Genomic DNA, 15,409 nt, shown 5'->3' with positions numbered 1-15,409 from the left:
CAACCCTGGAATCCTGCATGAAACGTCTGCTGCATCCGCTCTCGCCCGCCACGGGCGCGGCACCTTTGGAAGATTACGTCGACCCGACTTTTTCCGCCACCGTCATCGCCTGGCAAAAGCAGCATGGCCGCCATGCGCTGCCGTGGCAAAACACGCGCGACGCCTACCTGATCTGGCTGTCCGAAATCATGCTGCAGCAAACGCAGGTCACCGCCGTACTCGCTTACTACGCGCGCTTCCTCGAACGCTTCCCCACCCTGCGCGATTTGGCCGCAGCCCCGGTGGAAGACGTGATGGCGCAGTGGAGCGGCCTCGGTTACTACACGCGGGCGCGCAACCTGCACAAGTGCGCGCAGCGCGTGGTGGCCGAATACGACGGCGTGTTCCCCAGCGACCCGCTGCTACTGGCCGAGCTGCCCGGCATCGGCCGCTCGACGGCGGCCGCCATTTCCGCGTTTTCCAGCGGCACGCGCGCGGCCATCATGGACGGCAACGTCAAGCGCGTGTTTGCGCGCACCTTCGGCATCGACGCCTATCCCGGCGAAAAACGGGTCGAGGAAGCCATGTGGCGCCGCGCCGAGGCGCTGCTGCCTGAAACAGGTATCGAAGCCTACACGCAGGGCTTGATGGACTTCGGCGCCACCCTGTGCACGCGCAGCAGCCCCGATTGCGGCCGCTGTCCGCTGCAGCCGCGCTGCGTGGCCTACGCCACCCATCGGGTCAAAGACTTACCTGTACGCAAGCCGAAGAAAACCAGTCCGGAAAAACATGCCGTCATGCTCGTCATCATCGACGACGGCCAGGTGCTGCTGGAGCAGCGCCCCGGCTCGGGCATCTGGGGCGGCTTGCTGTCGCTGCCGGAACTCGATGGCCACGTGCTGGCCGATGAAGTCGCACCGCGCGAGATAAGCCAGCAGGCCCTGGCGCGCGCCGTGGCGCCGTTCGGCGAAATCGAGACCCAGGAACGGCTGCTGCCCATCGTGCACGGGTTTACCCACTACAAGCTGCACATCGTCCCCTGCCACATCACCCTGGCGCGCCGTTTGGCGCTGGCCGGAGAGTCCACGCACGTCTGGTACGACGGCGCGAAGATCGCGGACGCGCCGCTGCCCGCACCGATCAAGAAACTGCTGCTGGACCTGTTCGGCGATGCGCGCGCGGCGCAGCGCAGCATGTTCTAGTGCGCAGGCTTGTAGCACTGGCGCTGGCGGCGCTGTGCCTGCACGGCGCGCAAGCGGCTGACGCGCTGCCGGAGGTACCAGAGGTGAGAATAGGCGTGCTCGCCTACAAGGGCGGCGACGCCGTGCAGCAGGACTGGTCGTACGTGACGCGCCACCTGCAGGCCAGCATCCCCGGCATCCGTTTTACATTGGCCGACTACGACCAGGCGGGATTGACGCGCGCCGTGCAGTCGCAGGCCATCGCCTTTGCCATCACCAGCAGCGGCCACTACGTGGCGCTCGAACACAGCGACGGCGCCAGCCGCATCGCCACGCTGGAGTCGCCTTGGACGGACTCGCCGCGCCAGGCCATCGGCTCGGCCATCGTCGTGCGCAGCGCGTCGCCGCTGCACGACCTGGCCGACCTGGCAGGCAAGAACGTGATGGCGGTGGCGCCCGACGCGTTTGGCGGCTACCAGATCGCCGCGCGCGAACTGCAGGAAGCGGGCATCGATCCCGCGCACGATTTTGCCAGCCTGCGCTACAGCGGCTTTCCTTCGCAGCAGATCGTCGAGGCCGTGCGTGCTGGCCGCATGGACGCCGGCATCGTGCGCACCTGTTTGCTGGAACAGATGGTGGCGCGCGGCGAAGTGCGGGCCGAGGAACTGCGCGTCATCACCACGCGTCCGATTCCCGGTTTTCGCTGCGCCAGCTCGTCGCGGCTGTATCCGGACTGGCCCTTCGTGGCCCTGCGCCAGACGCCGCCCCCGCTGGCAAAAAAAGTGGCGCAGGCCCTGCTGGCCATGCCGCGCACCAGCGAAGGCTACAGCTGGACGGTGCCCAGCGATTACCAGATCGTCGATGAACTGTTCCGCGAACTGCGCATCGGCCCCTACGCCTATTTGAACAAGCTGACGTTCGAGACGGCCCTGCGCCGCTACTGGGGCTGGATGCTGCTGGTGCTGGCCTTGCTGGTGGCCTGGGCCGTGCATACGGTGCGCGTGGAATACCTGGTCAGCCGGCGCACGGAGCAATTGCGCGCGGCGCAGCACCAGCAGCGCGCGCTGGAAGAACAGGCGCGCCAGCGCCAGGCCACGCTCGACCACACGGCGCGCCTGGCCATCCTGGGCGAAATGGCCAGCGCCATCGCGCACGAATTGAACCAGCCGCTGGCGGCCATCGGCAATTTCGCGCGCGGCATGGCGCGCCGCATCACGGCGGGACGGCTCGACGCGGCGCCCTTGCTCGACGGCGCGCAGGAAATCGCCACGCAAAGCGAGCGCGCGGGCGCCATCATCCGGCACATCCGCGCGATGGCGCAAAAGCGTCCCGCGCACAGCACGGCCTTCGCGCTGGCCGACGCCGTGGAGCAGGCGGTATCGCTGTTCCGCGCGGCCCATCCGCAAGCGAACATCAGCTGGCGTCACGAGGCGGCCAGCGCTGCACCGCGCGTGCTGGCCGACCCGCAGCAAGTGCAGCAGGTGCTGCTCAATTTATTGAAAAATGCGCTCGACGCGCAGGTGGAAAACGACCATCCGCAGCACCCGATCGGCGTGCTGCTGCACCGCGAAAACGGCGCCTGCACGGTGGCCGTGCGCGACGCCGGCTGCGGCCTCGATGCGGCGCAGATGGCGCGCCTGTTCGAGCCCTTCTTTACCACCAAGGCCGAAGGCCTGGGGCTGGGCATGTCCCTCAGCAAAAGCATCATCGAGTCGTTCGGCGGCAGCCTGTCGGCCCACGCCAACGCCGATGCGCCAGGCTTGACGGTCTGGTTCCGCCTGCCCGAAGATACGCATATGGAAGTAGATAAGGAAACACCATGAACGAAAGCGATGCGATCATCTTTGTCGTCGACGACGACGCCGCCATGCGCCGCTCGCTGGCCTATCTGTTCGATTCGGCCGGCTGGCAAGTGCAGACGTTCGAATCGGCGCGCGACTTCCTGCAGCGCTACGAGGGCCATGTGCCGGGCTGCCTGCTGCTCGACGTGCGCATGCCGCTGATGAGCGGACTGGAACTGCAACAGGAGCTGTCGCGCCATGCGATCTCCCTGCCCGTGATTTTCCTCAGCGGCCACGGTGACCTGGCCATGGCCGTGCAGACGATGAAGGCGGGCGCCTGCGATTTTCTGGAAAAGCCGTGCAAGGACCAGGTGCTGCTCGATGCCGTCAGCCGGGCCGTGGCCCGCAGCGTGGAAGAAAGCCGCAGCGCCGCCAGCGCGAATACGGCGCAAACGGCGCTGGCCAGGCTCACCGCGCGCGAGCGCGAAGTGGCGCTGCTGATGGCCGAAGGCAAGGCCTCGAAAGTCATCGCCCGCGAGCTGGGCATCAGCGACAAGACGGTGCAGGTGCACCGCCATAACGCGATGGAGAAACTGGGCCTGCATTCAGCAGCCGAGGTAGCCCGGCTGCTGATGGCGGGTGGGCAAATCTAGGCCCGCACGATGCGGGCAGGAAGCCCCTGCCGCACCGACGTGCCCGAGACGGGATCGACGAACACGTTCTTGTCGCCGCGGCTCGGATCCGTCAGCCCCAGGTCGTTCAGGTTGATGCCCGCGCCGATGGCCGGTTCGTCGGGCTGGCGCAGCTTGCCGATGCGGTGGGCGCGCGCGCCGTGTTCCTTGTGACCGAAACCGTGTTCGACGGCGATCACGCCGCGCTGCACGCCATGGCGCAGCATCACCGTGGCCCTGGCCTTGCCACCCGGCGTCTCCAGATAAATCTGGTCGCCATTTTCCAGCTTCAGGCGCGCCGCATCGTCGGGATGCACGGCGACCGGGTTGTCCGGATGGATGCCGCGCAAGCGCCGCGCACCGATGCTGTACGAGTTCTGCAGCGCCGATTTAAAACTGATCAACTCGAACGGCCATTCGCTGGCAGGGTAGGTTTTGCGCACGGGTGTGCCGTCGGCAAACGCCGCCACCCTCCAGGCGGGCGTACCGGGGAAACGCTTGCCGCTCAGGCTATTCTTGCTCACGCCCAGGCCCTCGTTGTACAGCATCATCGGTTTCAGGTAGCGGTGCGTGGACCAGTCCTGCGGATACGGCGTCTCGTCGACGACCGGTGCGGCAGCCGCCGATGCCTTGGCATTCGCTGGCGGCGGCAGGCGCAGGCCGAACATCTCGCCATAGCTCTGGTAGCGCCCTCCCCGCGCCAGCATGAAGGCCACCTTGCGCCACTCTTCCGGCTTCAGGGTGCGCTCCAGTTCGGGGCGGATGCGCGCCACGCCGGACAGCGCGATATCGTCGTCGCTCGCCTCCGGCACGGCCGTCTTGCCTTGCCAGGCGATGTTGGCGCCGCCGCGCAGATACCAGTCTTCCGCGCGCTGCAGGGGGAAGCGCTGGCCCTCCATGTCCTGCAGGGCTTCCGTGCCGAAGCCTGGCAAGGCCATCGTTTTGGCCAGCGCGATGAAGAACGATTCCATGCAGATGCTCTGGCCGTCCGGCGTCTTTTGCACGCGCGGCTCGACCACGGGCCAGCGCGCCGTGCTCATTTTGACGGGCATGCCGCCCCAGGCGCCGGCCCAGCCCCAGCTTTCATACAGCAAGGTATCGGGCAGCAGATAGTCGGCAAACGCCGAGCTTTCATTGATGAAGGGGTCGATGGCGACGATCAGGGGAATCTTCTTCGGATCGGCCAGCTCCTTGCCGATCTGCGCGCGCAAGCCCGTGATGCCGTAGACGGGATTGCAGCTCCACAGGATCAGCGCCTTCAGGGTGTACGGATAGCCGTTCATGGCGCTGGTGAGCCATTCGGTGGCCAGCGCGGGCGCGTTCGGATACCACGGCGCCCTGGCCGGATACGCCTTGCCCGCTTCCTTCTTCAGCTTGAATTCCGAGGTTTTTTCATACGGCACATTGCGCCCGATCGGCATGCCCGTCGCCTTGATCTCGCCGTCGAAACTTTCGAGGTTGTAGCGCGGGCCGGGGCCCGCATCCTTGAAGCTGCCGCCGTTGATCAGGGTGCCGCCCTTGCGGTTCAAATTGCCGATCAGGGTATTGAGCATGACCAGCGCATACGCGTTATAGAAACCTGCGCCCGACATCATGCCGCCGTGCGCATTGACGGCGGCGCGCTTGCCGTGGCTGGTCAGTTCCCGCGCCAGGCCTTCGATGATGTCAAGCGGGATGCCGCAGGCGCTGGAATAGTCCTCCATGCTGTGGCGCTGCGCTTCTTCGTTGAGCATCGTCATGGCCGTCTTCAGGTGCAGCGGCGCGCCAGCCACGTCCAGCGGGCCGTCGAAGAACAGGCGCGCTTCGCCCTTGGCGGCATTGTGCGGCACGATCGCTTGCGTGGCCGCGTCGATCACGCAGAACGCGTCACCATCCTTGTAGCGCTCCTCTTCCGCCAGTTCCACCGCGCCGATGTCCGACGCGCGCAGATAGCGGCCGTCGCGCGGATGGCCCTTCTCGCTGATGATCAGATGCGTGGCGTTGCACCAGGCGGCTTCGCCTGCCGCTTCCGCCACCTTCAGGTTCGGCTGCACGAGGAAGTTGCGGTCATAGCGTTCGTGCTCGATGATCCAGCGGATCATGGCCATGGCCAGCGCGCCATCCGTGCCCGGCTTGATCGGCACCCAGCGGCTGCGGTCGCCCGCGGCCAGGCTGTCCGCATTCGTCAGCACGGGGTCGACGACGACGTAGCTGAAATCGCGCTTGCCCGAACGGGCTTTCGCGATCAAGGTGCCCTGGCGCTTGAACGGGTTGCCCGCATTGCCGGGCGCCGTGCCGACGAAGATGCAGAACTCCGTGTTTTCCAGGTCCACTTTCGCATGCGGCATTTTCTTCATGTCGCCGAACATGGCGCCCGAGCCGCTGCGGTAGGCGCCGCCGCAATACGAGCCGTGGTTGACCAGGTTCAGACTGCCGTACGACTGCTTGAAAAAACGCGTGCCGAACGCCAGACGGCCATCGTCGGTGCTGCACATCAGGCCCACCTGATTGACTTGCGGACCCAGTTCCGGCTGCGCCGGATCGATCGGTTTTTCCAGCTCGCGCAAGGCGCGCAAGCCCTGCACGTGGCCTTCGCCAAACAGGTCGCCGCCTTCCGTCACTTCCTTGACCAACTGGTCGAAGGCGATCGGCTCCCACTGGCCGCCGCCGCGCGGTCCCACGCGCTTCATGGGCGCCAGCACGCGGAAAGGCGACTCCATCTGTTCCAGCACGCCGTTGCCGCGGCCGCAAGCGGTGGAACGTCCCTTCAAGCCCTTTTCCTCGAAACGCGACAGGGAAATGAAGCTGTCGCGTATCGGGGTCTGGTACGGCAGCGCCGGATCGGCCGACAGGGGGCTGTACGGATTGCCCGCCACGCGCAGCACCTTGCCGCTTTTTTTATCCAGGCGCACGCGCACGCCGCAAAACGTGGTGCAGCCCATGCACATGGTGTAGCTGACCTGCTGGTCGGGATTGACCGTCAGTTTGCCCGTGGCCGTGTCGACGGAAAACTCGGGCGCCAGCGAATTGCCGTGCAAGCGCTGTACGGGTTTGTCCTTGCCCAGCGCGTGGTCGACCATGCGGCCGGCCGTGGTGGAAAAGCTGGAGGCAAAGGCGGCCAGCCCGCCGCCGATGGCGCCGTAGCGCAGCAGCTTGCGGCGTTTTTCTTTTTCGTCTTCAGGGACGTCGTTGCGGTCGTCGTTGTGTATTTGATCGTTCATTGTTGACTCCTCAGTGCGTGGCCATGGCGGGACGGCTGCGTGCAGCAACGACGCGTCCAGCCCATGGCAAAAATTCCAGCATCAGCAACAGCAGCGCGATCCACAGGCCGGCCGTGCCGATAATCCCCATCAAGCCGTCGTTCCCCATCGGCAGGTGGTAGTCGTACAGGCCCGCGCCCGTCTTCGGGATGTTCTGCCCGCCGATGAAAATCGTCCAGCGCATCATCCAGGCGCTGTGCAGCGCGATCAGGCCGTTGACCAGGCCACTCGTGGCGGGACGCCAGATGGCCAGGGCCATCGGCACGATCGACGACAGCACGGCCCAGACTGCCGTGAACTGCCATTGCGGCATGCCCGCCACCTGGGTAAAGGCCATGCTGTGGCTGGCGCTTACGCCGGACAGGCTGACGAACAGCCAGCCGCCGCCCAATGCCAGCACCAGCGCCAGCGACAGCGCCAGCGCGCGGTTCAAGGACACTTCCAGCGCCATGTCGCGGCCCGGCAGGAAACGGTTGAACAACAGCGCCAGGCCTACCGCCCCGACAAAGGCCGTGGCGGCAAATTGCGCCGGCAGGAACGGCGTGAACCACAGTGGACGGGCGCGCACCACCATTACTTCCATGCCCGTGTACAGCCCCACCACGAAGGCGGCCAGCAAGGTGAAGGCGGCGGCGGTGATGATGGCCTGGCGCGATGCGGCGCCTCCACGTCCCAGCAGGCGATAGGCAAAGGCCAGGCGGTCCCGACCCTGCCCCCGCGTGGCGAAGTCCCCGCGCAGCGCCAGCCACGCGTACAGCATCAGACAGCCCAGATACAGGGGAATGAAGAACGAACCCCACGACATCCACGACTGCGGCTGGAAGTAAATGTAGAAATGGTAGAAGCGGCCCGGCCCGTGCAAGTCGGCCAGCAGCGCCACGGGCGCCGTCATGCCGCAGACGAGGGACGCGAGCAGCGCGATGCGCCCCAGGCGTTCATACGCCTTGCGACCGAAGACGAAGTACGGCAGGGTCAGCATGAAGCTGCCGTAACTGAGGCCGATGAGGAAAAAATACTGCACCGCCCACGGCAGCCATGCCGCTTCGCGCGTGACGTTGACAATTTCGGTGATGTGGCTGTCCATGGTTTATTTCCCGTGTTTGCTCGGTTGCCAAAGTGTCGCTTCGCCCTCGACGTGGCCGGCGAAGCGCGTGTCCAGTCCCAGGTAAAACACGTGGGGCTGGGTACCCTGTTCAGGCTTGAGCACCTTCACCTTGTTCTCGCTGAGCAGCTGATGCACCATGCTGTCCGGATCATTGAGGTCGCCGAAGATGCGCGCGCCGCCCACGCAGGTTTCCACGCAGGCCGGCAGCAGGCCTTCATCGACCCTGTGCGCGCAGAACGTGCACTTGTCGGCCTTGCCCGTCTCGTGGTTGATGAAGCGCGCATCGTAGGGGCAGGCCTGCACGCAGTAGGCGCAGCCCACGCAGCGGTTGCCGTCGACGACGACGACGCCATCCTTGCGCTGGAAGGTGGCGCCCACGGGACAGACGGGGATGCAGGGAGGATTGGCGCAGTGGTTGCACAGGCGCGGCAGCATGTAGGTGCCGCAGCGGTTCTCTTCCTTGACTTCATAGGTCGAGACGACGGTGCGAAAGCTGTTTTCCGGCACGGCGTTTTCCATGATGCAGGAGACGGTGCACGCCTGGCAGCCGATGCATTTCTGCACATCGACCACCATCGCCCAGCGCTGGCCGCCTTCGCCCCTGGTGGCGGCCTTGCCTGGTAGCGGCGCGATGGCCGCCCCGATGGTAACGGCGGGCAAGGCGCGCAAGAAACTGCGGCGCGATTCGATCATGACACTCTCCTTGACGATGGGCGGCAAGCCCTTGTTGACTTGCTGCCATGATAGAAAAGAAGTTGCCGTACGGATATTGGGGTGATCGTGCGGGGACCTAGATGATCATGCCAATTGACAGGATCGACAATGCGGAGTAGGTCAGATTAGCGGGGCCGCCGAGGCGCGCCAGCGCGTAATCCGACAACATTGTTGGCATGAAGTGTCGTGGTATCGCGCAGACATGTCGGATTACGCTGCGCTAATCCGACCTACGTCAGATTCCCCATGACCGCTTGCATCGGTAGATACTGTTATCCCCGTCAAGCGGCGTGCAAGGCCGGATCAAATATTTTTCCCGACCTGAGCACGCCGAATGCCACGTGCACCAGCTTGCGCATCATGGCGCCGATGATCAGCTTGGGCGCTTTGCCGGCGTCACGCAGACGCTGACCGAAGCGCTTGCCCCAAGGCGTCTTATGCACTGCCACCATGGCCGGCATGTACAGTGCCTTGCGCAGGAAACTGTGGCCGACCTTCGACATGCGTGGCTTGCCACGCACGCTGGAACCTGACTCGTGCTGGCGCGGATCGAGGCCCGCAAACGCCACCGCCTGCTTGGCGCTGTCGAAGCGCTCAGGATTGGCGTAGTAGGACAGCAGCACGGGAATCGTGCGCTCGCCCAGGCCAGGGATGCTATCGAGCAATTCGCGCTTGCCGCGTAAATCCGGGTCGTCATCGATATGACGGCGGATCGCCAGGATCAGCGCCTTGATCTCGGCGTCGAGCCAGGCAATATGATCCTCGATACCCTGGCGTACCGCCGCGCGCGCCACTTCAAGCCGGTTGCTTTCCTGCTGGCGCATCGCTTGCAAGGCATCGAGGCGCAGCACCAGCGCGCGCAGCGATTGCTCGGCCGGCGATGGCGCCTGCCAGGGCTCTGGCTGGCGTTCATGGGCGAAGTCGGCGATCAGCTGTGCGTCGACCTTGTCGGTCTTGGTGCGCACCAGGCGTGAAGCGCTGAAGGCCTTGATCTGGGCTGGATTGATGACACTGACCACCATGCCAAGTCCAGCGAGATATTCGGCAACCCCTTCCCAATACGTGCCCGTCGCTTCCATGCACACCCTGGGGCTGCCGGCAGCATGCTTCAGCAGCCATGCGTGGAGCGCGGTGAATCCTTGACGGTTGTTCTCGACAACCTTGTTACGATGCTTGCCGTTGGGCAGGCGCAGCGCGCAGTCGAGCTTGGCCTTGGCAACGTCGATTCCTAAATTAAACATGCTGTGGTCCTCTTGCGATCTACCTTGCAAATGCGGGCTAACCGGCATGCCGGTGCCAAAGATACTGTCCGATCTTGACATGGAGGATGGGTAACTGGTGCGAGATCTACGGAGCTGGCTCGGGGCCTAAGGGCGGATACGGCATCCAGTTACCCGGTCTTGATATGCCTACCAAGATTTTGACAGCGGTCGATACCGTTCGCAATACCACGAACGGCATGAGGGGAATAATACAAGGTCGGGTTAGCCGGCACGGCGTAACCCGACATGAAGCGTCGCGCGGGCATGTCAGTCCACGCAGTGACCGTTACAGCTCGTCGAGCGAATACAGCCGGCGATGCTCGCGGATCGCGTAGCGGTCCGTCATGCCGGCGATATAGTCGGCGATCTTGCGCGCCTGCTTAGTCACATCATCGCCGTTGACCTGATAATCGGGCGGCAGCAGGGCCGGTTCGGCCATGAAGCTGTCGTACAGTTCGCGCACGATGCGGCTGGCCTTCACGCGCATGCGGTTGACCTGGTAGTGGCGGTACAGGTTCGCGCGCAGGAAGCGCTTCAGCTCCGTCGCATCCTTGCGCATGGCGTCCGAAAAACGGATCAGCGGCGGACTGGCGCGCACTTCGCTGACGTCGCGCGGCGCGGCGTCGAGGATCAGGGCATTCGACGTGACGATCAGATCGTCGGCCAGGGCCGTGATCAGGCGGCGCAGGGTTTCGTAGATGGCGCGCCGGCCCGACAGGCCGGGAAACGCCTGCTGCACGTCGCGCCACAGGCGGCCGAAGAATTCCACTTCTTCCAGCTGGGCGATGGTGATCAGGCCCGAGCGCAGGCCGTCGTCGATATCGTGGCTGTTGTAGGCGATTTCATCGGCCAGGTTGGTCAGCTGCGCTTCCAGGGTCGGTTGCGTGCGGTCGATGAAGCGCTGCGCCACGGGACCCAGTTCGCGCGCATGCGCGAGCGAGCAGTGTTTTAATATGCCTTCGCGCGTCTCGAACATCAGGTTCAAGCCATCGAAGGCGCCGTAGTGCTCTTCCAGCGTGTCGACCACGCGCAGGCTTTGCAGGTTGTGCTCGAAGCCGCCGTGCGCCTGCATGCACTCGTTGAGCACGTCCTGGCCCACGTGGCCGAACGGCGTGTGGCCCAGGTCATGCGCGAGCGCGATGGCTTCGACCAGGTCTTCGTTCAGGCGCAGGTTGCGCGCGATGGAGCGGCCCACCTGTGCCACTTCCAGGCTGTGCGTGAGGCGCGTGCGGAACAGGTCTCCCTCGTGATTGAGGAAAACCTGGGTCTTGTATTCGAGGCGGCGGAAAGCCGAGGAATGGATGATGCGGTCGCGGTCGCGCTGGAACTGGCTGCGCGAGGCGTGCGCCGCCTCGGCAAAGCGACGTCCCTGCCCCTGTGCCGAATGGGCGGCATAGGGGGCTAGCCATCCTTGGGCGAGGGCGTCTTCCGGCGTCATGGCTATTGCACTCCGGCGGCCAGGGTGGCCAGCACCAGTTCGTGCGGCGCGGACGTGATGCACGGGCTGCCCAAGGGTTTCAACAGGATGAACTTGATGGCGCCGCCCTCGTTCTTCTTGTCCACTTCCATCAGTTCCAGCCAGCGCTCGACACCGAGGTCCGGCGCTTTCACCGGCAGGCCGGCGGCGGCGACGAGCTTGCGCACGCGCTCGACGGCCGCCTGGTCGATATAGCCCATGCGGCAGGACAGGTCGGCCGCCATCACCATGCCGCAGCCGACGGCTTCGCCGTGCAGCCAGTGACCGTAGCCCAGGCCCGCCTCGATGGCGTGGCCGAAGGTGTGTCCGAAGTTCAGGATGGCGCGCAAGCCGCCTTCGCGCTCGTCCTGACGCACGACGTCGGCCTTGATTTCGCACGAGCGGGCGATCGCATAGGCGAGCGCACCCTTGTCGCGCGCCATCAGCTTGTCCATGTTCGCTTCGATCCAGTCGAAAAACGCGGCATCGATGATGGCGCCATGCTTGATCACTTCGGCCAGGCCCGCCGACAGCTCGCGCGCCGGCAGGGTTTCCAGGGTCGAGGTGTCGGCGATCACGGCGCGCGGCTGGTAGAAGGCGCCGATCATGTTCTTGCCCAGCGGGTGGTTGATGCCCGTCTTGCCGCCGACGGAAGAATCGACCTGCGCCAGCAGGGTGGTCGGCACCTGCACGAAGCCGATGCCGCGCATGTAGCTGGCCGCCGCGTAGCCGGTCAGGTCGCCGATCACGCCGCCGCCCAGCGCCACCAGCGTGGTCTTGCGGTCGCATTTATTGGCCAGCAGCGCATCGAAGATCTGCATCAGGCTGGCCCAGTTTTTATATTCTTCGCCGTCCGGCAGGACGATGCAGATCACTTCGCGGCCATCGCTGGCCAGCGCCGCCTGCAGGCGGCCCAGATACAGGGGCGCGACGGTGGTATTGGTGACGATGGCCACCTTGTGGCCGCTGATATGGCGCAGCAGCGCATCGGCGTCGGCCAGCAGGCCGGGACCGATGGCGATCGGATAACTGCGTTCGTCGAGGTCTACGCTCAACAACATTTTGGATTGCTCGTTCATCGAAGGCTCTGCATGAATGACGCAGTTGGGCGAGGCCTCGCACTCGAGGCTGGCCAGCTGCATCAGGATGGTCTGAACCATCGATTGTACGTTAGGACGGCCCGTGTCGATCACAATGTCGGCCACTTCCATGTAATGGGGCTCACGTTGCGCCGTCAATTCTTCCAGCTTCTTGCGCGGGTCGGCCGTCTGCAGCAGGGGGCGGTTCTTGTCGTGGCTGGTGCGCGCCAGGATGTTGCTGACGCTGGCGCGCAGGTACACGACCGTGCCCCGCTCCTTCAGGTAGGCGCGGCTGTCGGCGTTGAGGATCGCCCCGCCGCCCGTGGCCATGACGATCCCTTCCTGGGCGCTCAGGTCGCGGATGACCTCGGCCTCGCGCCGGCGAAAGCTGGCCTCGCCCTCGATCTCGAAGATCCACGGGATGGTCGCTCCCGTGCGTGCCTCGATTTCGTGGTCGGAATCGACAAAGCGCAAGCCCAGCTTGCGGGCCAGGATGCGCCCGATCGTGGTTTTGCCTGCGCCCATGAGGCCGACAAGAAAGATATTACTGTTGGAAATTTCGGACACTTTTTATATCAATCAGAAAATAAGCAGGCGCCGCCTCTACGGCGCCCGTTTCCCCTTACGTCAAGGACAGGAGAATGTCAGTCTAAACGGGTAACTGGTGGCGTTACCCAGCGGCGTCGTCACTGTTACATTAAACGTGCTGACCACATTCGCTACACAATTTGTCGGCGTCAGACTGTTAATTGTAACGGCATGCCGGCCTCCCTGGTTACCTTGAATGTTGCCTCCGGTACGGTCATCCACGCCAAGCGTGTTGTGCGGATAGATATTTTGTATGCTGTCCGGAGTAATGGATCCAACGCCATTGATCATATTCGTAATCGCGACCGTGGTCCCAGAGGGCATGGGGTTTTGATGCAAATCGCTGAATCTCAAGCTGAATTGACGCACTGCAGCGGCTGAAACGCTTCCAAGATCATAGGTGCTGCGATCCAGGCTTACCTGGGCCGACTGATCGAACAGCATGACATTCTCGGGACGGCTGCCGCTCAGGAAGATGGCGATCTTCGCGAACAACGTCTTGTTGCCGTCCGAAGTGCTGGCGCAGACGGTAGCAAGACCGGGCCACAGGCTGTCGGCCGTGCCGCCATTGCTGACATCATTGCAGGGCGTGACAGGTGGATTGGTCGCCACACGCGGGTTCTGGCTGCGGAAGTCGACCGAGCAGCCACCATTCATGGTAGTGCAGCCGCCCATGCTGGACGAGCCGATGGCGCCCAAATTGCTCTGAAATACCACCGGCGTGCCGTCAGGAACAGGGTTGCCCGCTTGGTCTGCCAGCAAGATAGTGACGGTCGTGGCAGGGGTGCCTAAGGGGCTGTCATACGACCAGCCTTCCACGCTAGACTTGACGGAGCTGAGCGAAAACGCCGTTTGCACAGGCAAACCCGTCGTTACTAGGATGGAATCGGACAAGGTGGAAATGCCAGAGGCCAGGCTGGCCTTAACACGGAAGGTGGTCGGGGTGTTGCCGGAATTCACGGTGGTGATGACGTCACCATTGGCATCCGTGGTGTCTTTCACTTTATTGAGCGTCATGCCAGGGCCGTTCAACAACGAAAACGTCACTTCCTGGCCGACCAGAGGTTTGTTGAAAGTATCGAATACGCGGAAAGTGAGCGTAGCCATTTCCGTGCGCGCTATGCCGCCCTGCCCTTGAATCACGATCGATTTTCCTACCGGACTGACGCTGGAAAATTGTACCGATGCCGGCGCGACGCGGCCGATCGGCAGCGTCGCGTGATACATGGAAGCGCTGCCCGCCACTGTGGCATTGACCATATCGTAGTCATTGCAACCCAGGTCGCGGAAAACAGCTGTGGCCTTGCCATTGACTACCGGCACGCCGCTGGTCACGCTAGCCTTGCCGGCCTGCACGCAAGTCGAACTGAAATTTACCGTCTGGCCTGATCCTGTGTACAGGCTGGTGCCAGCCATGACATCAACCGTGACGTTGGTGGTGCCATAGGCCGGGATGCTGGCGGGCGAAAACCGCATGTTCTCCGCACTCAGGTCGGTGGCTCCCAGCACATAATTGATCTGGCTGCTGGCAACGGCACCATTGGCCGTCGTGGTCGCCCGCAACGTGGCGGCGCCGCTGGCCGACAGACTGAAAGGACGCAGCGTTACGCTGGCCGTACCTGTCGCATCGGTCAGTGCCGTCCCTACCGATGGCGACATCACTGCCATGGTATTGTCAGTCGAGAATGCCACCAACACGTCGCTGATCGGTTTTCCGTTCAAATCGGTCACCAACGCCTTGGCCGTCAGCGGCATGGCGCTCGACAGCGCGTTACTGGCGCTGCCGCCATTGAGCAGCGCCAGTGTCATTTTGGCGCCCGATGCCTGGGCCGTTTTGATTTCATAACTGGCGTCGCCGGTGACCATAGCGGTGCCTGCCGCGACAGTGGCCGTCAGCTTGCCGGCACCGGTGACCGTCGCATTCAAGGCCGAGACGGTGATACTGGCATAGCCCTTGGCGTCGGTCAGCGCCGTGCCGTTGGTCGATGACAACGTTACCAGCGCGGGGTCGGCCGAAAACGTGACCACGGCATTGCTGATAGGAACGCCATTTTTATCGTTGACGAGCGCCTTGGCCGTCAGCGGCGTCGTGCTGCTCAATGCATTGCTAGGCTGGCCAGCGGCGTTCAACAGGCTCACCATGACCGTCGCGGCCACGCCGCCCGTCGTGCCGCCGCTGCTGCCGCCATCGAGGGTCGGATCACCGCCGCCGCCGCCGCAGGCGGCCAGCAAGGAGCCCAGCGCCAGCATGACCAGCCAATTCGATACCCTACTCCAAGAAGTATTGCCAAAAGAAAAATTCCGCATAGTCGCCATCAGTCCGCTTTCGTTTGCATTGTTACTTAAACGTAAAG

Annotated in this window: 10 protein-coding genes; 3 read left to right on the top strand and 7 right to left on the bottom strand. The window is 64.0% G+C overall.

What is annotated here, in order from left to right; translation table 11 throughout:
- Positions 1–17 precede the first annotated feature (17 nt).
- Genes mutY through AC3RCG_RS03495 form a run of 3 tightly spaced genes read left to right on the top strand, consistent with a single transcriptional unit; the run spans position 18 to position 3,594 of the window.
- Positions 18–1,181 (top strand): A/G-specific adenine glycosylase, encoded by a 1,164-nt coding sequence (gene mutY, locus AC3RCG_RS03505; RefSeq protein WP_492404242.1) that lies wholly within the window; start codon positions 18–20, stop codon positions 1,179–1,181.
- Positions 1,181–2,983 (top strand): sensor histidine kinase, encoded by a 1,803-nt coding sequence (locus tag AC3RCG_RS03500; protein WP_492404244.1) that lies wholly within the window; start codon positions 1,181–1,183, stop codon positions 2,981–2,983. The genes mutY and AC3RCG_RS03500 overlap by 1 nt, the downstream gene beginning before the upstream one ends.
- Positions 2,980–3,594 (top strand): response regulator transcription factor, encoded by a 615-nt coding sequence (locus tag AC3RCG_RS03495; RefSeq protein ID WP_409027368.1) that lies wholly within the window; start codon positions 2,980–2,982, stop codon positions 3,592–3,594. The genes AC3RCG_RS03500 and AC3RCG_RS03495 overlap by 4 nt, the downstream gene beginning before the upstream one ends.
- On the opposite strand, the gene AC3RCG_RS03490 is transcribed toward AC3RCG_RS03495, so the two are convergent.
- From AC3RCG_RS03490 to AC3RCG_RS03460, 7 genes are all read right to left on the bottom strand, one after another.
- On the bottom strand, positions 3,591–6,812 hold the full coding sequence (locus AC3RCG_RS03490) for a molybdopterin dinucleotide binding domain-containing protein (protein ID WP_492404246.1): 3,222 nt from the start codon (positions 6,810–6,812) through the stop codon (positions 3,591–3,593). The genes AC3RCG_RS03495 and AC3RCG_RS03490 overlap by 4 nt on opposite strands.
- Before the next feature lie 10 nt (positions 6,813–6,822).
- Positions 6,823–7,935, bottom strand: a complete 1,113-nt coding sequence (gene nrfD, locus AC3RCG_RS03485) for an NrfD/PsrC family molybdoenzyme membrane anchor subunit (protein ID WP_492404248.1) — start codon at positions 7,933–7,935, stop codon at positions 6,823–6,825.
- Positions 7,936–7,938: 3 nt separating this feature from the next.
- On the bottom strand, positions 7,939–8,649 hold the full coding sequence (gene dsrO / locus AC3RCG_RS03480; RefSeq protein ID WP_492404250.1) for a sulfate reduction electron transfer complex DsrMKJOP subunit DsrO: 711 nt from the start codon (positions 8,647–8,649) through the stop codon (positions 7,939–7,941).
- A 302-nt stretch (positions 8,650–8,951) separates the two neighbouring features.
- Positions 8,952–9,911, bottom strand: a complete 960-nt coding sequence (locus AC3RCG_RS03475; protein ID WP_083289991.1) for an IS110 family RNA-guided transposase — start codon at positions 9,909–9,911, stop codon at positions 8,952–8,954.
- A gap of 307 nt (positions 9,912–10,218) precedes the next feature.
- Complete coding sequence (locus tag AC3RCG_RS03470; RefSeq protein ID WP_070312504.1) at positions 10,219–11,370, bottom strand: deoxyguanosinetriphosphate triphosphohydrolase; 1,152 nt, start codon at positions 11,368–11,370, stop codon at positions 10,219–10,221.
- A gap of 2 nt (positions 11,371–11,372) precedes the next feature.
- The gene (aroKB, locus tag AC3RCG_RS03465; protein ID WP_070292465.1) at positions 11,373–12,992 is read right to left on the bottom strand and encodes a bifunctional shikimate kinase/3-dehydroquinate synthase AroKB; all 1,620 of its coding nucleotides are present in this window, start codon (positions 12,990–12,992) and stop codon (positions 11,373–11,375) included.
- 102 nt (positions 12,993–13,094) lie between these two features.
- Positions 13,095–15,305, bottom strand: coding sequence for an Ig-like domain-containing protein (locus AC3RCG_RS03460; RefSeq protein ID WP_162995528.1), 2,211 nt, complete (start codon positions 15,303–15,305; stop codon positions 13,095–13,097).
- Positions 15,306–15,409: the final 104 nt, after the last annotated feature.

The organism is Janthinobacterium sp. GW823-FHT01H08 (genome assembly GCF_058797855.1).
This window is presented reverse-complemented; position numbering and strand designations above follow the sequence as displayed.

Bases quoted from the DNA above. Each gene is read 5' to 3' on its own strand.
- mutY (WP_492404242.1), top strand. From the start codon at position 18: ATGAAACGTCTGCTGCATCCGCTCTCGCCCGCCACGGGCGCGGCACCT.
- AC3RCG_RS03495 (WP_409027368.1), top strand. From the start codon at position 2,980: ATGAACGAAAGCGATGCGATCATCTTTGTCGTCGACGACGACGCCGCC.
- AC3RCG_RS03490 (WP_492404246.1), bottom strand. From the start codon at position 6,812: ATGAACGATCAAATACACAACGACGACCGCAACGACGTCCCTGAAGAC.
- nrfD (WP_492404248.1), bottom strand. From the start codon at position 7,935: ATGGACAGCCACATCACCGAAATTGTCAACGTCACGCGCGAAGCGGCA.
- dsrO (WP_492404250.1), bottom strand. From the start codon at position 8,649: ATGATCGAATCGCGCCGCAGTTTCTTGCGCGCCTTGCCCGCCGTTACC.
- AC3RCG_RS03475 (WP_083289991.1), bottom strand. From the start codon at position 9,911: ATGTTTAATTTAGGAATCGACGTTGCCAAGGCCAAGCTCGACTGCGCG.
- AC3RCG_RS03470 (WP_070312504.1), bottom strand. From the start codon at position 11,370: ATGACGCCGGAAGACGCCCTCGCCCAAGGATGGCTAGCCCCCTATGCC.
- aroKB (WP_070292465.1), bottom strand. From the start codon at position 12,992: ATGGGCGCAGGCAAAACCACGATCGGGCGCATCCTGGCCCGCAAGCTG.
- AC3RCG_RS03460 (WP_162995528.1), bottom strand. From the start codon at position 15,305: ATGCTGGCGCTGGGCTCCTTGCTGGCCGCCTGCGGCGGCGGCGGCGGT.